Source organism: Rhodococcus sp. NKCM2511, assembly GCF_014905595.1.
Classification (GTDB): domain Bacteria; phylum Actinomycetota; class Actinomycetes; order Mycobacteriales; family Mycobacteriaceae; genus Rhodococcoides; species Rhodococcoides fascians.
This window is the reverse complement of the sequence record NZ_BNHJ02000001.1, coordinates 1936312-1954430: the sequence shown is the minus strand read 5'-3', so window position 1 is coordinate 1954430 and position 18119 is coordinate 1936312. Positions and strand designations below refer to the sequence as shown.

The following is an 18119-nucleotide window of genomic DNA, read 5'->3' as shown; positions in this document are numbered from 1 at the left end:
TTCTGTGACAGTGCGCATGTGTGTCCTCGGTGCTAGGTGTGGGTCTGCGGTGTGCGATCGAAGATCGGGTGTCAGGAAACGATTCTCGAGACGATGTCCGCGGCGGTGCGATGACCCATGCGGATTGCGCCGTCGACGTGTTGGTAGCCCTCTGCGGCGATGTCGGAGCAGGAGAAGTGAATCGGGCCGACGGGAGTGCGGCTGTCCTTGCCGTAGCGGTGCAGACCCCCCAGATCGAAGCTGGCCGCGTACGCACCACGGGTCCATTCTTCCGAACCCCAGTCCGACTCGTAGTAGACGACCGGCTCGGTTGCCTTGGGCCCCAGGTAATGTGCGATCGATTCGAGGATCTTCGCGCGGCGCTCCTGCTCGTCGAGCTCGAACATCGCGTCTGCCTTGGCGTCGGACACGAAGCCGACCAGTGTTCCGCGGCTGTCCTGATAGTTGGTGTTGTCGTACACCTCCTGCACGATCTCTGAGGCACCGAAGCCGGTTCCCGACAGCCCGTCCTCGCGCCAGAACGGGGTGTCGTAGACGGCATGGACCTTGATCACCAGTCCGAGGGACTGATGCTGGTGCATCTGATGCTGGCGACGCGGGAGCGGCGGGTCGTAGGAGATGCGCGAATACAGGTTCGGTGGAACGGCGAGAACGACCCGCTTGGCGTGTACCTCGATGTCACCGTCGGCGAATACCGTTGCGCCGTCGGAGTTCCACCGCACCGTTCGCACCGGCGCGTCGAGGATGACGTCGTCGCCGAGGGCGGCCGCCATGCGGATCGACACCTGCTGCATGCCACCGACGACGCGCTTGTCGAGGATGAAGTTCTCGTCCACCAAGTGCGAGAACGATCCCGCCGATGCGGCCATCAAGACTGCTTGCAGAGCCGAGAACGCGTGCGCAGGTTTGGTGAGCATGCCACCGGCGATGAACATGCCGATGTTTCCTCGTGCCTCGGCATCGTCGGACTCACGAATCAGCCACTGCTCGAACGAGATCGTGTCCAGTTCACGCGCCAGCGGGTGCGCCCACGGCTCCTCGGGGCCGACCTGGGCGGCCAAGTCGTCGAGCAGAGCGACGAGTCGGTCCATCTCTTTCTCGGTGGTCTCGTCGACGGGGAACGAGTCACCCGAGTAACGGGTCCGCTCGCCCGCGGCGGAGATGTAGACGGACTCGCCCTCGCGGTATCGGTCGAACGTCTCGAGGCCGAGCTCACCGATCAGCGCGATGAGAGATTCCTGATCGGGTGAGACCCACTGACCGCCGATTTCGAGGCTCGCACCGTCGATGGGTTTCGTCCAGGTACGTCCTCCGACGCGGTCACGCGCTTCCAGCACGGCGACGGACAATCCTGCTTTGCGGAGCTCGGTTGCTGCGGCCAGGCCGGAAGGGCCGGCCCCGACGATAGCGACGTCACGGTCGAGGGTGGGCACTGTCGAGCTCCTTTGTTCGCGGTCGATCGGCCCGAGCCGATAGCACCTCGATTCTGTCCGGAATCCACCCGATCCGCACACGACGAAGTGGCCAATCGAGCGCATTCACGCGCACCGTTTCGGACAACAGGCTGGTGCGATCGGCGGTAAAAGTCAGTGCGCGAGCGGTGTGATCGCCTCGAGCACGTCGGCAAGGTGATCGTGCATCGCCTTCCGGGCGCGAACCGGATCACGTTCTGCAATAGCGTGATAGATGCTGCGGTGGGCATCGACGGAGCGTTGCATCCGCTGCTCGGTCTGAAAACTTGCCTGCCTCGACGGTGCCATCCACTCGTTGGTCTCGGTCACGAGCCTGGTGAGCATGGAGTTGTGGGCAAGGCCGGCGATCGCGAGATGGAACTGCACGTCGCAGAGTTGCATGACCTGCAGAGACGGCGGCCGATTCACGAGCTCTCGCTCGGACGTTTCGAGTGGAGTGCGTAAGGCATGCAACTCGGACGTGCGGTGGCGGACGGCGGCACGCTCGGCAATGGGTGGTTCGACGACCGTGCGTAGATCCATTACCTCGCGAACGGTGCGTTGGTCGCTGCTCATGCTTCCGAAGATGCTGCCTTCGGCCAGAGCGCGCATCTCCAGTGGTGCGACGATGCGGCCGGCTCGGGGTTTACGCGTCAGATAGCCCCGCAATTCGAGGTCCTGAAGTGCATGGCGGATCGAGATTCGCGACGCTCCGAGCATCGTCACCAGGGCGCGTTCGCTGGGTAGTTTCGATCCCGCTTCGACGCGACCGCTGTCGATCAGCTGCGCGATCCTGGCGCTGAGCAGCTCGGGGACCGACGCCGCTTCGACGTCTATCTCGGACCACGCTGTCATGGAAAGCCCCGTCCCCGCAGGTTACGAACTGGTCCTACCAAAATACCAGATTCACTCTGTTTCCCCAGTAAAGATTCGTTGACGTGTAAATATCCCACTCTTCACCTTGACGGTCTGGTCCTACCAGTTTTAGATCAAGACATCGTGACAACGGTCACTCATTCTTCTGAACCACTGATTCCCATGGACCCCAGAGGTGGACCAGCATGACAACGGACGGAACACTCCACAAGCCGAACGCGAGCGGAGATCACGGCTCGATCGGCTCGACGTTCCGTGATCAGCCGCGTGGGCTCGTGACGCTGGCCGGCACGGAGTTGTGGGAGCGATTCAGCTTCTACGGCCTACAGGTGATCCTCGCGTATTACCTGTACTACTCGCTCGTCGACGGCGGGCTCGGACTCGACGTCGGAGTGGCAGTCGGTATCGCCGGATCCTACGGCGGCGCAGTCTATATCGCGCAGATGGTCGGAGCGTGGGTCGCGGACCGGCTCGTCGCGCCGCGAACAGTTGTTCTCTACTCCGCCATCTCCATCATCCTCGGCCACGTGGTGCTCGCTCTGGTCACGACGACTGTGGGTATGGGCGCAGGACTGTTGTTGATCGTCATCGGCACCGGCGGACTCAAGGTCAACGTCACCGCGATGGTCGGGATGCTCTATGCGAACGATGATCCCAAACGCGACTCGGGATACTCGCTGTACTACATGGGTATATCGCTCGGTGCATTCCTCGGCCCGCTGCTCACCGGTGCCCTGCAGAGCTCGGCCGGTTTCCACATCGCCTTCGGCGCGGCGGCAGTGGGCATGCTGATCGGCCTGGCCCAGTACGTGGTCGGGTACAAGCATCTGCCCGAGGCCACCCGAACGGTACCCAATCCGCTGCCACGCTCGCGTCGGGCCGCGGCCGCAGCTCTCGCCGGATCGGTCACCCTGGTCATCGTTGCCGCGGCCGTCAGCGGCCTCCTGAATCTCGACAATCTGGGAACCGTGCTGACCGCGATCATCGTGATCGCCAGCATCGCCTACTTCGCAATGCTGTTGTCCTCGAGGAAAGTCGACGCCACCGAGCATCGACGAGTGCTCGCCTACATTCCGGTGTTCCTCAGTAGCTTGCTGTTCTGGACGTTGCTGTTCCAGTTGTTCACCACCCTGGCGGTGTACATGGACACCCGCGTCGATCTGACGGTCGGCTCGTTGACGATCCCTGCGGCAACCGTGATCACGTTGGAAGGTCTCTTCGCCACTGTCATCGCTCCGATCTATGCCGTCGTCTGGACGCGGATGGGCAGCCGGCAGCCCAATCCCGGAACGAAAATCGTCGTGGGAATCGGCCTGCTGGCGGTAGCGATGGCCATGTTCGCGGCAATGGCGGGCACATCAGGGGCGACGAATTCCGTTGTGCTGGTTCTCGTTGCGATGTTGCTGTTCGGTGCCGGCGAGATAGCCGTCGTGCCGTCGGTCCTGTCGGCCACTGCACAGCTGGCACCCGCATCGCACAAAGCCGGGATGACGTCGCTGTACTTCCTCACGATGGCAGGAGGCTCGACACTGGCCGGCTTGCTCGCTCAGAAGTACTCTGCAACAAACGAACTGACCTTCTTCGGTGCGACGGCCGCGGCGTCGATCGTCGCCGCGGCGGTGCTGTACGGTGCCTATCGCACGCTCATCGCACGAGCGCTCTGACGTGACACTTCCATGACGTGACACTGCTCCAACGCAACACTTTCGGACGAACCCAGAACATGCCCCGACCGATCCTGCTTTCGGATCGGCCGCACTCGAGGAGATATTCATGCCCGAACAGTCGCAACCGGCACCCGGCGTGGCAATCGCCGCGCCGCACACCGCGGCCGTTGACGCTGCCCGCACGATCGTCGAAGCCGGTGGTAACGCCGTCGATGCAGCGGTCGCTGCAGCTGCGGCCCTCACCGTGGTCTACCCGCACATGTGCAGTGTGGGCGGTGACGTCATCGCGTTGCTGCGAACGAGCGACGGCAGCACCACCTGTATCAACGCATCGGGAGCATACGGTTCGGCCGCATCCGTGGACCAACTGTTCGAGACGATCGAGACGATGCCGATCAACGGTCCGCTGACGGTGTCCGTTCCGGGTGCAGTGTCCGGGTGGGCGGCTCTGCTGGACGCCGGTGGCTCGCTGCCGTTACGCAACGTACTGGCACCAGCAATTTCGCTTGCCACAGAGGGGTTTCCGGCCAGCCCCGGACTCGTCGAGATGATCGAGCTCGACCGTGACGCACTGATCACCGATCCAGGCTTGCGCGCGAAGTTCTTCGTCGATGGTCAGCCGATCCCCGTCGGGCACCTCGTCGTGCAGCCCGAGTTGGCCCGGACCCTGACGGACCTGGCGACCGACGGCCTCGATTCGTTCTATCGCGGTCACACGGCCGACCGATTCGCCGCCGGACTGAAGAAACTCGACGTGCCGGTATCGAGAGAGGATCTCGAACGTCATCGTCCGATCGTCGAAGAACCTCTGGTGCGCGAATTCGACGGATTCTCGGTGGCCACGGCACCACCGAACTCGCAGGGCTACACACTGATTCGATCTCTCGGTGCCGCCTTGTCCGGGAGCGCGTCTGCGGGCGATGTCGACGCCGGGGTATTGGCCGAGATCTTCTACGACTCCGACGAGCATCGTGATACCTACCTCGCCGACCCACGCTGTGCCACTGTGGATATCCACGATCAGCTGACCCCGGCCGGCTTCGCGGCAATTCACGACGCGGCAGCAGCCCGGGTGGCTGGAGGGGAGCGGCAGACCTCGACCGCGTCTCCGCGTCCGGGCGGTGACACCGTCGGAATCGCCGTCGTAGCGAACGATGGCACCGCAGTGTCGTTGATACAGTCCGTCTTTCACTCGTTCGGAGCGCAGATCCTCGAGCCCGACACCGGACTCGTGCTGCACAACCGAGCTGCGTTCTTTACGCTCGAAGCCGCGTCGCCCAATCGCGTCGAGTCCGGAAAGCGGCCCGCGCACACGCTCGTTCCGGTGATCGTGGACTGGGCGGACGGAGCGGTGTCCGCCCACTCGACCATGGGAGGCAAAGCGCAGTCGCAGATTCACACCCAGTTGATCCTGCGGGCGCTGCGTGGATTCGATCCGCAGCAGACCGTCTCCGCGCCCCGATTCATCGTCGGCGGATTGGAAGCCGGCACACCCAACGGTTCGGTACTGGTCGAGCCGACGTTGGAGGACTCCGCCATCGAACAGATCTCGCAGACGGTGTTCACCGTCGAGCATGGCACCGAATTGGACAGTAACGCAGGTCATTCCATGGTGGCCAGGGTTTCAGCCGACGGAACGCTCGGTGCCGGCGCGGACCCGCGCAGTGACGGCGGCGTGTGGGTGACCGCATGAGTCTCGACGAAACGACGGTGGCCGGAGACGGGCCGGCACCGATGACCATGAGGCACCGTGTCGGCGAGGCCGTGAACGGTCATCTCCGATTGTGGTCGATGATGGTGCTGACGATGGTGACCGGCATGCTCGACGCCGTCGGCTACCTCGGGCTCGACCGCATCTTCACCGGAAACATGACCGGCAACATCGTCATCCTCGGTATGGGGGTGGCAGGTGAGGACGGACTCCCGATCGTCGGCCCGCTGGTAGCGCTGTTCGCCTTCGTGCTCGGTGCCGCGCTGGCCGGGGTGACGCTTCGCTCGGCTGCGCCGGGATGGAACATCCGGGTCACCGCGATCTTCGCAGTGGGAACGCTGGCACTTCTCGCAGCAGGCGTCACGCTGCTGGTGGTCGACGTGCAGGGCAACTCGCCGCTCGGTATCGCGATCGCCAGTGTCATCGCAGTCGACATGGGCGCTCAGGCGCTCGCTGCGCGCTTCCTCGCGGTCAAGGACATGACGACCGTCGTCGTCACGTCGACCATCACCTCGCTCGCCGGCGAGTCGTTCGTCGGCCAAGGCCCCGGTCGGCTGTTCAACCGGAGGCTCTGGGCGATCCTCGTGCTGTTCGTGGGGGCCGTCATCGGTGCGCTGCTACTTCGGGTGGATATCGCGATACCCGTGTTGCTCGGTGCCGCGCTGACCGCCGCCGTCGCGGCCCTGGGTCATTGGGCCTGGGACCGAGCCGCGGGCTGAGCCGTACCGGCGTCGTCGGTGCGGGACCGTTCTGCGCTGTGCTGGCGCCGGAGCATTTCTCGGTGGCCGTACGTAGCGTTGAGGATGTCGCTGCGATCGGACACCGACGAGCCCACTGCTCCGGCGACCGTGCCCAACGACGCCGCCAACCAGGCCAGTGACAGGTAGTCCGCCGTGTTAGCTTCTCGCCCGATCTGAGCGGTGAGAAACTCGGGCGAGATCACCACGGCAGCAGAGAGCAACACGACCGCGAACAGAACGGCATACATACACAGCACGCCGGCCACGACGGTGCCGAGAGTGGCAGAGTTGTATATCCAGCGATCGGTGGTCGAGGAGCGGAACCGTCGGTGCTCCCAGAGGCCGTGCGGAAAGATCAGCCACACCGTGATGGCCACGATGGCGGCGACGCCGATCAGTGTGAGCCGGGCAGGTGTCATCGAGGCCGCCATCTGCCAGATGCTCGCGTAGAACACACCGAACGCCGATGCGGCGCTCGCGGCCGCGAGCACGCTCGACAGTGCGGGGACGAGACGCCACGGCCGATTGCAGCGAATCATGCCCATGATCATGCGTGTTCGGCCGAACATGCCGGGAGTGAGCAGGATTCGCTCGCCGCCACCGTCGGGGTCGGGGCCCGGAGCCCACTTGGACATCGACCGTCGCAGGTGTGGCCGCGAGGCAGTATCGCTGCGGAGGAGATCGTGCACGATGGCGATGGCCACCGCCACAGCGCGACGCCGTACTCCTATGGTGCCGAACGAGGGTACGTACAACGCACCGGTCGAACCGTCACGCAATTCGGCGACGACGGGGCTGGCCCCGACGCGTCGCGGAACCTCGGAGATGCAGAGCACCAGGTCGAATGTGTTGGTGGCCTGAATGGCCTCCAGCCACTGACCCAACGGCGCAGAACCTGCCTCGGTGGGAGGCAATGTGACTGCGGGCCGGGCCGTGTCCAGTCGGGCATCGGTTCCGTCGATCGTGATGGTGGGCGGAAGTTCCTGTTCGATGGCAGCCGCTATCGTCGACGCGAATCCCTCGTCGGCCACCAACCCGATCGTGATCGTTCGTTGTCCTTCGCTTTCGGCCCCCGAGCCGTTGTCTGTCTTGTCGAAAACCATCTTGTCGCGGTACCCCGGACCAGGCGCCCTCACACACCGAGCCGGACGTCAGCACACGGGTTCGGGTTCACCCTTCGAGATCTGGAAGCGGCTGTGCAGTGCGTCCAGTTGGCGGTGCAATTCGTACAGCGCCTGCTTCTGAGCGCGGGCCTCGTCGGTGTGCCACTTCGCGCTGCGGGGGTCGCCCACCCGGAAGGCCTTGTGAGCGTAGTTCTCGGAGACTTCGATTCGGCTCGATGTCGACGCAATTTCGGCCGCGAGCATGTGGGCGAACACACGGGCCTGAGCCACATCCGAACTGTCCGGCACGGCGATCCTCTCTGAACGTGGCGTGATACTCGCGATCACCATAACGGACCTGGAAAAGACCGCTGGATCGGTTTTCGCGCACAAACCATGCGACATAGGCGAGACGCCAGTGCCTCTGCCGAAACGGGTAGTAGTCTGCTGTTCGTGCCCGCGACCCCGGACGGATCCGCAGCCCTGCGCGGGTCTGCCGTCGGCGCTCTGACGGCAACGATCACCGCCACCGCGCACGCGGTCGGCGGCGGTATGTTTCCCTCCGACGCCGCGATCGTCCTGTTGGCTCTGGTGTGCGCTGGACTCGGTTACGCTGCCGCCGCCGTGCCGATCGTCATCGCGCCTCGCCTGCAGCTGATGGCGACGCTGGCCGCTGCGCAGACGATCGGACACGTGCTGCTGACGATCGTCGACGGCGATCACCACGGTTCGGTGCTGACACAGCAGATGCTTGCGGCCCACGCGATCGCGATCGTCGTCGGCGCGGTGATCGTGCACGGGGCCGAGCGCGGGATCTCGCACGCAGCCACCGTTGTTCGTCGAATACTCCCGATACTGGCAATTCTCGTCGTCGACGGCTCGCCGAGTGCCGCCCCGCTTCCGCTGTATCGCACACCCGGCGTCCACCGGCTCCTCGATCTCTCGGGCTCCGGGAACCGCGGACCGCCTGCCGCGTCGTACTGACCGCAGCCTCCCACCACGACCGCTCCTGCACCGCGGGGGCGAGCAGAGCTGCGGCAATTTCTTCATGCGCACAGCACGTTTCGCTCGACATCGAGTCGACCCGTGCCCACGGCGCGCGCCCACCCCTGCCTTCACGAAACGAGCTCTCATGTCCACACCGGAAAAGGAACGCGTCGCCGATCCTTCCCCGCCCACCCGTCCGGCCGGCCCGCGCAGCTGGCGTCCGCTGATTCTTCGTCTGCACTTCTACGCGGGCATACTTATCGCACCGTTCATCCTGATCGCCACCGTCAGCGGCGGCCTCTACGCCGTCGCCCCGACCATCGAACAACTCGTCTACCGCGACTATCTGCACGTCGACTCCACCGGACCGGCTGTCCCGGTCGCCCAACAGATCCGAGCCGCTCAGGCCGAGAGGCCGGATCTGACCGTGTCGGCCGTGCGACCCGCCGCCGAAGTCGGCGACACCACCCGAGTGCTGTTCACCGACCCGACCCTCGGCGAATCGCGACGACTGGCCGTCTTCGTCGATCCCGCCACGGCGTCACCGGTGGGTGAACTTGCCGTCTACGGCTCCTCGAGCGCCTTGCCGGTCAGAACGTGGATCTCGGAATTGCACCGACACCTGCACCTCGGTGAACCGGGCCGGATCTACAGCGAACTGGCCGCATCCTGGTTGTGGGTGATCGCGCTCGGCGGCCTGTACCTGTGGATCGATCGCTACCGACGCAACCGAGACCGGGCGACACTGCTCACCTTCGATCGTGAATCGAAGGGCCGCAACCGGTCCTTGAACTGGCATGGCGTAGCCGGTATCTGGATTGCCGTAGGTCTGATCTTCCTCTCCGCCACCGGACTCACGTGGTCCACCTACGCGGGCGCCAACGTCACCGACCTCCGTGCGGCATTGAGCTGGACGACCCCTGCCGTCGCCACGACCATCGGTTCTTCCGACGCGGCGACCATGGGGGATCACTCGGGGGATCACTCGGGCCACGGTGGGCATTCGATGGACATGTCGGCCGATGCGTCGGCGACAGACAGCAACGTCGGCCGCATCGATTCGGTGCTCGACACTGCCGCAGCGAACGGCATCGACGGAGCGGTGGAGGCATCGATCCCGACGTCGGACGACGTGGCGTTCGTCGTCGCCGAAACCCGTCAGCCCTGGGTGATGTCGAACAACTCGATCTCGATCGACGGCAGCACCGGCGCGGTGATCGACACCCAATACTTCGCCGATTGGCCGGTGGCAGCCAAGCTGGCGGCCTGGGGAATTCAGTTGCACATGGGGACCCTGTTCGGCGTGGCCAATCAGATTGCCCTGGTTGGGCTTTCGCTCGCCTTGGCATCGGTCATCGTGCGCGGCTACATGATGTGGTGGAAGCGTCGACCCACGAAGAGCGCTGGACTCACCGCAGGCCGGCCGCCTCTGCGTGGGGGACTGCGCCGCATCTCGCCGATCTCTGCGGTGCTCCTCGCCACTGCCGTGGCCGTCGGCTGGTTCCTGCCCTTGTTGGGGCTCAGCCTGGTCGCCTTCCTGGCGGTCGACTTCATGGTCGGATACGTCAGGCGGCCCGCGCACTGACGCGAGGAGGACGACGCGCTCTCGCCGGTCGGTCCGATTGTTTCTGCCGCCCTCGGGATACTCGGAGACCATGCCCGAAGGTGACACCGTCCATGCGCTCGCCGCGCGATTGCGGCGAGCGCTGGACGGCGTCACGCTACGGGCAGGGCGACTGAACGTGCCCGCACACGCCGTCGAGAATCTCGCCGGGCGAACCGTCGTCGCGCACCGGACGCACGGCAAGCATCTGTTCACCGATTTCGACGACGACACCACGCTGCACACCCACCTCCGCATGACGGGATCGTGGACGGTGGTGCGAGCCGGCCGCTCGATACCGCGGCGGGTGCAGCCCGACGTCCGCGTGCGGCTGGCCGCGGTGGACGGGCCGACCGCATACGGAATCCTGTTGCCGGTCGTCGACTACGGGTACACGGCCTCGATGAATGCGCTGGTCGCGCATCTGGGACCGGACCCATTGCATGCCGAGTTCGACACCGATCGTGCGGCATCGAACATCCTCGCGCAGGGTTCTCGGCCGATCGTCTCTACCCTCCTGGATCAGCGGGTCATCGCGGGGCCCGGAAATCTATGGGCGAACGAGCTGTGTTTTCTGCGTGGACTGTGGCCCTGGGCTCCGTCGGCAGGCGTCGACGCGGAGAAACTGGTGACTCTGCTCGAGCGGGCGATGCGGCATTCGGCGAGCACCCCCGGGGCCATGCAGGTCACCACCGGCGACACTCGTCGCGGCCGGACTCACTGGGTTGCCGGTCGGGCCGGTAAACCGTGTCTGCGGTGCGCGACCGTCATTCGTGTCGAGGCCGACGTGCCGAACGATCCCGATCGACGCCGAACATGGTGGTGTCCGCACTGCCAGCCGGAGCCAGGGCTGTGACCGCGGAAGGGTCAGAACGTCGAGTTCGTGGGGTGGTCGGCGTCGACCAGGTTGCGGGCAACGGTGTGCAGCGGCAGATTCTGTTGCTGCGATAGTTTCGCCAGTAGGTCGAATGCCTGTACTGCGTCGAGGTCGTAGCGTTCCATGATCATGCCTTTTGCCTGGCCGATGATGTCCCGGCTGGCCAAGCCGGTCCGGAATTGCTCGGTGTCGCGGGCACTGAGCATTGCGATGGCAGCATGCGCAGACAAGGCCTCGCCGATCGCTACCGCATCGGCGTCGAACGCTCCGGTGACGTCGCTGTACAACACCAGGGCCCCGAGGTCATCGGCGTTGCTGTAGAGCTGAAAGGCCGAGAGCGACTTGAAACCAGCCTCGATGGCCATCGCAGCGAACTGCGGCCATCGCGGTTCGGTTGCCAGATCGTAGGACACGACGACGTCGAGGTGCCGGACCTCGGTGGGAATCGGACCTTCGTCGAGTTCGTACTGCAACCGACACAGCTTCTCGGCGATCGGGTCCGTCGATGCGACGACTGTGCGCTCACCCTTGTTCACCGTGGTGATGCATCCGGTGGTTGCGCCCGGAATGAGCCGAATCGCCATTCGGAGAATCTCACTCAACGTCTGCGGCATCGACCGATGAGTGTCGCGCAGCGATCGAGCGAACTGCGCGAGCGACAGTGCTTCGGACGTTCGAGACGTGTCTTGCTCGGCCGGTGAATCAGTCATTCACACGATCCTCTCGCGCGGTGGACCGTCGACGTCGTCGCGTCGGCGAGATCCTCGATCGTGCGCCTGCTTCTGGACGCCCTGTCCCGACCTCGAGGCCGGATCAATGGATTTTATACGGTTCGCGATGCGGTGGTCCGGTGAGTATCGCGGCGCATCATCGCGGGATGCACGAAGGGCCGCCGATCATTCGATCGACGACCCTTCCGGGGCTGCTGGTTACTTGAAGGTGTCCTTGATGTTCTCGCCGACCTTCTTGACGCCGGCCGAACCCTGATCCTTCTTGCCCTCGGCCTCGAGGTCCTTGTTGTCGGTTGCGTCGCCGACAACTTCCTTCGCCTTGCCGATGGCGTCCTCTGCTGCGTTCTTGGCCTTGTCGATAAAGCTCATGGCGAGTTCCTTTCTCGGTTCGGGTTGTTCTCGAAGGGTTGGTCGGAGCTCGACCGACGAAGCGCACGTCCAGATCGTGAGAGCTGGGTCACACCGAAAGCCGGAGCGTCGACGTTTCCGCAGGCTCGTCGCTGGCTACATTCGACCGATGATGGTCGCGAAGGTGGACAACTTCCAGCGCAGGCACCCCTCGGCAGGTTTCCCGCTGGCGGTGCTCTACAAATTCATGGACGACCGGGGCGGCTACCTCGCGGCATTGATCGCCTACTACTCGTTCCTGTCGCTGTTTCCCCTTCTGCTGCTGTTCACCACGCTGCTGGGAATCGTGCTGGCCGGAGACCCGGAGCTGCAGACCCGCATCATCGACTCGGCGATGAGTCAGATCCCGGTCATCGGTGACCAGCTCGGTCAACCGGACCGCCTCAGTGGCGGAACCACGGCCATCGTGATCGGCGTCGTCGGGTCGCTGTACGGCGGACTCGGAGTGTCGCTGGCCGTGCAGTACGCGATGAACACCGCGTGGTCGGTGCCGCGCAACGAGCAACCGGACCCCATCAAGGGTCGGCTGCGCGGATTGTTGCTGCTCAGCACAGTCGGCACCGCGATCATCGGACTGACGGTGCTGAACGGCGTCGCGTCCTCGGGCGTGTTCGGGTTCGCCGGTGGTGCGCTCGCACTCGTCGGAGCGGTGGTGGTCAACGCGGCCGTCTTCACCGCGGCCTTCCGAATCGGCACCGCGCGGGACCTGAGCGTGCGAGACGTGCTCCCCGGCGCAGCGATCGCGGCGGTCGTCTGGCAGGCGCTGCAGTCGTTCGGCGGCATCTACATCCGCTACGTCGTGGGCAACGCGAGTGCAAGCAACGGCATCTTCGCCATCGTCCTCGGTCTGCTCGGTTTCCTGTACGTCGCGTCGGTGCTGATCGTGCTGTGCATCGAGATCAACGCCGTACGCGTAGACCACCTGCATCCCCGGGCTCTGCTGACGCCGTTCACCGACAACGTCGAACTCACCGAGGGCGACAAGAACTCCTACACCGGCCAAGCAGAAGCGCAGCGTAACAAAGGATTCCAAGACATCACCGTCACGTACGACGAGCCGAATTCGGTGGTGGACGAGGACTCGTCGAGCACGCGAGGCGACTGATCGGCTCCGCACGCGCGCGCGTTTGCGAGGACCGGGGCGGCGGGGCCGGAGCGGGGACTGATCGGCTCCGCAAATGCGCGCGCATTCGTTGGATGCGCGCGGAATAGCGGGGCGATCGGGCACTATTTCGCGCGCGGATGGCAAACGCGCGTGCGTTTGCGAGGACCGGGGCGGCGCAGGGCCGGGGCGGCGGAGACCGGGGCGGCGGAGACCGGGGCGGAGACCGATCGGCGTGGGCAAACGCGCGCGCATTCGTTGGGTGCGCGCGGAATAGCGGGGCGATCGGGCACTATTCCGCGCGCGGATGGCAAACGCGCGCGCGTTTGCGGGAACTGGGGCTGAGCGGCGTGATGACGAGCTGACGCCGGCCGGTCGGAAAAGTTTTCGGAACTATTTCGCGAAAGCGCATGCGCAAGCGCTTGTATTGATAGTACGCTCCTGCAATCGAGCGACGCGACCTGCGTAGCGAGGACAAGGGAGTCCAGATGTTCAATCACCGTCGGAAGACCACGCTGACGATCGGAACCGCGTTGATGGCCGGTTCCCTCGTGCTCGGACTGACCGCATGCAGCGGTTCGGATTCGGACAGCGTCAAGGTCGGACTCATCACCAAGACGGATTCCAATCCGTACTTCGTGAAGCTTCGTGAGGCAGCTCAGGCCAAGGCGGACTCCAGTGGAGCCGAATTGGTCGCTCTCGCAGGTGCATTCGACGGTGACAACGAGGGTCAGGTCGCGGCGATCGAGAACTTGGTCGGCCAGGGTGTCAAAGGCATTCTGATCACCCCGAACTCCTCCACCGGAGTCCTCGACGCGATCAAGAAGGCACGCGACGCAGGCGTCGTCGTCATCGCCCTCGATACGGCCACCGACCCCGAGGACGCGGTGGACGCGACGTTCGCCACCGACAACAAGGCGGCAGGCGTCAGCCAGGGCGAATGGGTCAAGGGCACGTTGGGAACCACTGCACCCCAGGTCATCATGCTCGACGGCACCGCGGGCGGCACCGTCGACACGTTCCGTCACGACGGCTTCCTCGAAGGAATGGGCCTGACCGACAGCTCTCCCGAGATCGTCGGCCAGGAGAACACCAACGGCGACCAGACCAAGGCGCAGACGGCCATGGAGAACCTGCTGCAGCGCGCTCCGGGTGTCAATGCGCTCTACACGATCAACGAGCCCGCCGCGGCGGGTGCCTACCAGGCGATTCAGTCCGCAGGCCGCGCCGATCAGATCACCATCGGCTCGATCGACGGTAGCTGCACCGGTATCGCGAACGTCAAGTCCGGCATCATCGGTGCGACGGTGCTGCAGTTCCCGGCGAAGATGGCCGAGCAGGGCGTCGACGCTGTGGTCAAGTTCGCCCAGGACGGCACCAAGCCCAGTGGCTTCAACGACACCGGTTCACAGCTGGTCACCGACAAGCCTGTTGCCGGAATCCAATCCCAGGACACCGCATGGGGCGAAGCGAATTGCTGGGGCTGATCGCAGAAATCCGTCGAGGACCAGGAACTGATTCGTGAGCACCGATACCGCCGCGCCTCCCAAGGCTCCGAGCCGGTTCAACGTGGGAACCATCCTGCGTGAACCGCTGCTCGGGCCCATGGCCGCGCTCGTCATCGCCATCATCGTGTTCAGCTCGATTTCGAGCTCGTTTCTCAACCCGCAGAACGTTTCTCTGATTCTGCAGCAGTCCGTGGTGGTCGGCATTCTGGCCGTCGGCCAGACGCTCATCATCCTCACCTCCGGTATCGATCTGTCGATCGGCGCGGTGGCCGTGATGGGCACCATCGTCATGGCGCAGACCGCTGGTGCCAACGGCCCGGTGGTGGCGCTCGGCTCGACACTGGCCGTGTGCGTGGCGTTCGGCGCAATCAACGGCGGGTTGGTGACGATGCTGCGACTGCCGCCGTTCATCGTCACACTCGGCACGTTCACCGCGATCCAGGCAGCCACCAGGTTGCTGGCCGGCTCCGAGACCTACCAGGTGCCGAGCGGGCCGCTGACACTGCTGGGGACGTCGTTCAAGATCGGTAGCTTCTCCACCACGTACGGCGTGGTGGTGATGCTGCTGGTGTACGCCGTGATGTGGTACGCATTGTCCCAAACATCCTGGGGCAGGCACATATACGCGGTGGGTGGTAGCCCGCAGGCCTCGGACCGCTCCGGCATCAAGTCCGGTCGCGTGCTGTTCTCGGTCTACATCGTCACCGGTGTCATCGCCGCCATCGCGGCATGGGCAGCGCTCGGTCGAATCCCCAATGCCGACCCGAACGCCTATCAGAACGCCAACCTCGAAACGATCACCGCGGTCGTCATCGGTGGAACCAGCCTGTTCGGTGGCCGCGGCACCGTCATCGGAACTCTCATCGGAACTCTGATTGTCGGGGTGCTGCGCAACGGGCTCACCCAGGCCGGCGTCGACAGCCTGTACCAGAACGTCGCGACCGGCATTCTCGTCATCGTCGCGGTGGCCGTCGATCAATTCGCACGCAGGAGGTCACAGTGACTGCCCCCCTCGCTCTGGAAGCACGTGGTCTGGTTAAGACCTACGGCAGCGTGACGGCCATCAACGGAGCCGATTTCGAGTTGCGCGCCGGTGAGGTACTGGCAGTGATCGGCGACAACGGTGCCGGAAAGTCCAGTCTCATCAAGGCTTTGGCCGGTGCAGTCATACCGGACTCGGGTGAGATTCTGATGAACGGCTCGCCGGTGTCGTTCAAGAACACCCGCGACGCGCGGGCGGCCGGGATCGAGACGGTCTATCAGGACCTGGCCGTCATTCCCGCGCTCGACATCGCCTCGAACGTCTACCTCGGACGCGAGATCAAGCGCAAGGGCATCAGCGGCAGCATCTTTCGGCGATTGGACATGCCGAGAATGCGCGACGAGTCGTCGAAGCATCTGCAGGACCTCAAGATCGGCATCAAGTCGGTCAACCAGGCCGTCGAGACGTTGTCCGGTGGGCAGCGTCAGGGCGTCGCAGTGGCGCGAGCAGCGGCATTCGGCCGCGGGGTGATCATCATGGACGAGCCGACCGCAGCTCTGGGCGTGCGGGAATCGGGCATGGTGATCGACCTGATCCGAACGATTCGCGACCGTGGGATACCCGTGGTGCTCATCAGCCACGACATGCCGCACGTGTTCGAGGTCGCCGACCGCATCCACATCCACCGCCTCGGCAAACGCGCAGGCGTCGTGGATCCGAAGAAGCGCACCATGTCCGAGGTCGTTGCGCTCATGACCGGCGCGGAGGAGCCGACCGATGAGGAACGCGCCGGCCTCTGATGCGTCTCGCCCGGTCGGCGTTTTCGTCGGGCTGGCGACACTCGATGTGATTCATCGAGTGTCGTCGCCGCCGGCGTCGAACCAGAAGATCACGTCGAACGCGCAGTTCGTTGCGGCCGGCGGTCCTGCCGCCAACGCCGCCGTTACGTTCGCCGCACTGGGTGGTACGGCCGTTCTCGTCACTGCGCTCGGGGACGAACCGGTGGCTGCCTTGATCAAGGCAGAACTTGCGGAATGCGATGTGCACGTGATCGATTCGATCGCGGGCACCGTGAGAGCTGTACCCGTCTCGGCCGTGACGGTGATCGAGTCGACGGGAGACCGGTCGGTCGTCTCGGCCGACGCCGTGCACTCCGACGCCGCGCCGCCGAACGATCTCGATGCCGTGCTCGCCGGTGCTGACGTCGTACTCGTCGACGGCCACCACCCCCTGATCGCCCGCGCCGCCGTGGAACATGCGGCGGCGCGGGATACCACGTCGGTCGTCGACGCCGGACGCTGGAAACCCGTGATGAGCGAGCTGATTCCGTTCGTCACGGACATGGTGTGCTCGGCGGACTTTCGCACGCCCGGAGCGTCGGACACAGCTGCCACCGCAGCGACGTTGGTGCGCTCGGGCGTACGCACGGTCGTCACCACCCACGGCGGAGAGCCCGTCGAATTCTGGTCCGAGGGCAACTCCGGCTCCGTGGCCGTCGAGGCGGTCACCGTGGTCGATACACTGGGAGCCGGCGATGTCTTCCACGGCGCGTACGCGTACTACTCGACGCAGTTCGGCTCCGTGCAGGAACGTATCCGACGGTCGGCTCGCGTTGCGGCGCTGCGCTGTTCGGTCATCGGCCCCAGAGCGTGGCTACGCGAACTTCCCACCCACGTACTCGAAAGCGACAACAGTGAGCAATGACCGACAGGTGCAGGAAGCATCCCTCGACGAACTCGTGGAGCTGGCCGGGCGGCTCGCCGTGCCGGGAGAGCGGCACATACTCGGCCTGACCGGTGCACCGGGTGCCGGAAAGTCCACCGTGGCACAGCAGTTGGTGGATGCACTGGGCCCCGAGCTTTCGGTGCTGGTTCCGATGGACGGATTCCACCTGGCCAACGAGGTGTTGATCGAACTGGGCCGGCTCGATCGCAAGGGCGCACACGATACCTTCGACGACGGCGGCTATGCGCGTCTCGTCGCCGCGATTCACGATCAACGCCCCGGCGATCCGCTGGTGTACGCACCGAAGTTCAGGCGAGAGATCGAGGAATCGATCGGGTCCGCCGTACCGGTCCCGTCGGACGTTCCGCTGGTGATCACCGAGGGCAACTACCTGCTGATGCAATCCGACGCATGGCCTGCTGCACGGGCGATGATCGACGAGGTGTGGTTCCTGGCTCCGCACACGGCCGTTCGGCACGAGCGTCTCGTCGCGCGGCACGAGGCGTACGGGAAATCGCCCGAGGAAGCGCAGTTCTGGGCATTGGGTTCGGACGAACGCAACGCCGAGCTCATCGGTTCGACCGCCCAGCGCGCCGATCGAATCCTGCGATTGACATGAGACCGCCCGCGTCCGATACCCACGGAGAC

18 protein-coding genes are annotated in these 18119 nt (G+C 64.8%); 12 read left to right on the top strand and 6 right to left on the bottom strand.

The genetic code is table 11. The annotated features are described in order from the left end of the window. Nucleotides 1-71: 71 nt before the first annotated feature. Together JLZ96_RS08910 and JLZ96_RS08905 are read right to left on the bottom strand one after the other, a co-directional pair. Nucleotides 72-1433 carry an NAD(P)/FAD-dependent oxidoreductase gene (locus JLZ96_RS08910; RefSeq protein WP_201009867.1) on the bottom strand — a complete coding sequence of 454 codons (1362 nt, stop codon included), beginning with the start codon at nucleotides 1431-1433 and terminating at the stop codon, nucleotides 72-74. Nucleotides 1434-1586: 153 nt separating this feature from the next. Continuing rightward, nucleotides 1587-2306 (bottom strand): FadR/GntR family transcriptional regulator, encoded by a 720-nt coding sequence (locus tag JLZ96_RS08905; protein WP_094621550.1) that lies wholly within the window; start codon nucleotides 2304-2306, stop codon nucleotides 1587-1589. 206 nt (nucleotides 2307-2512) lie between these two features. On the opposite strand from JLZ96_RS08905, the gene JLZ96_RS08900 reads away from it, so the two are divergent. The 3 genes from JLZ96_RS08900 (at nucleotide 2513) to JLZ96_RS08890 (ending at nucleotide 6424) form a co-directional block, all read left to right on the top strand. Further along, entirely contained in the window at nucleotides 2513-3991 is a 1479-nt protein-coding gene (locus JLZ96_RS08900; RefSeq protein WP_052073858.1) for a peptide MFS transporter, read from the top strand. Between the two features lie 109 nt (nucleotides 3992-4100). Next, nucleotides 4101-5687, top strand: coding sequence for a gamma-glutamyltransferase family protein (locus JLZ96_RS08895; RefSeq protein WP_032366813.1), 1587 nt, complete (start codon nucleotides 4101-4103; stop codon nucleotides 5685-5687). Beyond that, nucleotides 5684-6424: a YoaK family protein gene (locus JLZ96_RS08890; protein ID WP_230592001.1), complete on the top strand. Its 741-nt coding sequence runs from the start codon at nucleotides 5684-5686 to the stop codon at nucleotides 6422-6424. Before JLZ96_RS08895 ends, JLZ96_RS08890 begins: the two co-directional genes overlap by 4 nt. On the opposite strand, the gene JLZ96_RS08885 is transcribed toward JLZ96_RS08890, so the two are convergent. Further along, complete coding sequence (locus JLZ96_RS08885; RefSeq protein WP_080736174.1) at nucleotides 6394-7548, bottom strand: hypothetical protein; 1155 nt, start codon at nucleotides 7546-7548, stop codon at nucleotides 6394-6396. The two genes, JLZ96_RS08890 and JLZ96_RS08885, sit on opposite strands and share 31 nt — an antisense overlap. A gap of 48 nt (nucleotides 7549-7596) precedes the next feature. Continuing rightward, a complete protein-coding gene (locus tag JLZ96_RS08880) occupies nucleotides 7597-7857 on the bottom strand; it encodes a hypothetical protein (protein ID WP_141214541.1) in 261 nt (86 codons plus the stop codon). A gap of 144 nt (nucleotides 7858-8001) precedes the next feature. Here JLZ96_RS08880 and JLZ96_RS08875 point away from each other — a divergent pair, with 144 nt between their 5' ends. The 3 genes from JLZ96_RS08875 (at nucleotide 8002) to JLZ96_RS08865 (ending at nucleotide 10994) form a co-directional block, all read left to right on the top strand. Continuing rightward, the gene (locus tag JLZ96_RS08875) at nucleotides 8002-8532 is read left to right on the top strand and encodes a hypothetical protein (RefSeq protein ID WP_143536227.1); all 531 of its coding nucleotides are present in this window, start codon (nucleotides 8002-8004) and stop codon (nucleotides 8530-8532) included. A gap of 148 nt (nucleotides 8533-8680) precedes the next feature. After that, nucleotides 8681-10120: a PepSY domain-containing protein gene (locus JLZ96_RS08870; RefSeq protein WP_201009866.1), complete on the top strand. Its 1440-nt coding sequence runs from the start codon at nucleotides 8681-8683 to the stop codon at nucleotides 10118-10120. Nucleotides 10121-10190: 70 nt separating this feature from the next. Next, nucleotides 10191-10994, top strand: coding sequence for a DNA-formamidopyrimidine glycosylase family protein (locus tag JLZ96_RS08865; protein WP_094716719.1), 804 nt, complete (start codon nucleotides 10191-10193; stop codon nucleotides 10992-10994). An 11-nt stretch (nucleotides 10995-11005) separates the two neighbouring features. Here the strand turns inward: JLZ96_RS08865 and JLZ96_RS08860 are convergent, their stop codons facing one another. Together JLZ96_RS08860 and JLZ96_RS08855 are read right to left on the bottom strand one after the other, a co-directional pair. Then, nucleotides 11006-11725, bottom strand: a complete 720-nt coding sequence (locus JLZ96_RS08860; RefSeq protein ID WP_032366809.1) for a GAF and ANTAR domain-containing protein — start codon at nucleotides 11723-11725, stop codon at nucleotides 11006-11008. A 219-nt stretch (nucleotides 11726-11944) separates the two neighbouring features. Next, a complete protein-coding gene (locus JLZ96_RS08855; protein ID WP_008718579.1) occupies nucleotides 11945-12115 on the bottom strand; it encodes a CsbD family protein in 171 nt (56 codons plus the stop codon). A gap of 151 nt (nucleotides 12116-12266) precedes the next feature. Between JLZ96_RS08855 and JLZ96_RS08850 the strand changes: the two genes are divergently transcribed. The 6 genes from JLZ96_RS08850 to JLZ96_RS08825 all read left to right on the top strand — a co-directional run bounded on the left by JLZ96_RS08850 (nucleotide 12267) and on the right by JLZ96_RS08825 (nucleotide 18090). Further along, the gene (locus tag JLZ96_RS08850) at nucleotides 12267-13259 is read left to right on the top strand and encodes a YihY/virulence factor BrkB family protein (protein ID WP_027495725.1); all 993 of its coding nucleotides are present in this window, start codon (nucleotides 12267-12269) and stop codon (nucleotides 13257-13259) included. Nucleotides 13260-13744: 485 nt separating this feature from the next. Beyond that, nucleotides 13745-14743, top strand: a complete 999-nt coding sequence (locus JLZ96_RS08845) for a substrate-binding domain-containing protein (protein WP_201009865.1) — start codon at nucleotides 13745-13747, stop codon at nucleotides 14741-14743. Between the two features lie 34 nt (nucleotides 14744-14777). Next, complete coding sequence (locus JLZ96_RS08840) at nucleotides 14778-15767, top strand: ABC transporter permease (protein ID WP_027495728.1); 990 nt, start codon at nucleotides 14778-14780, stop codon at nucleotides 15765-15767. Beyond that, nucleotides 15764-16546 (top strand): ATP-binding cassette domain-containing protein, encoded by a 783-nt coding sequence (locus JLZ96_RS08835; RefSeq protein ID WP_027495729.1) that lies wholly within the window; start codon nucleotides 15764-15766, stop codon nucleotides 16544-16546. Before JLZ96_RS08840 ends, JLZ96_RS08835 begins: the two co-directional genes overlap by 4 nt. After that, nucleotides 16524-17450: a PfkB family carbohydrate kinase gene (locus JLZ96_RS08830; protein ID WP_201009864.1), complete on the top strand. Its 927-nt coding sequence runs from the start codon at nucleotides 16524-16526 to the stop codon at nucleotides 17448-17450. Before JLZ96_RS08835 ends, JLZ96_RS08830 begins: the two co-directional genes overlap by 23 nt. Beyond that, the gene (locus JLZ96_RS08825; RefSeq protein WP_027495731.1) at nucleotides 17440-18090 is read left to right on the top strand and encodes a nucleoside/nucleotide kinase family protein; all 651 of its coding nucleotides are present in this window, start codon (nucleotides 17440-17442) and stop codon (nucleotides 18088-18090) included. Before JLZ96_RS08830 ends, JLZ96_RS08825 begins: the two co-directional genes overlap by 11 nt. Nucleotides 18091-18119 lie beyond the last annotated feature (29 nt).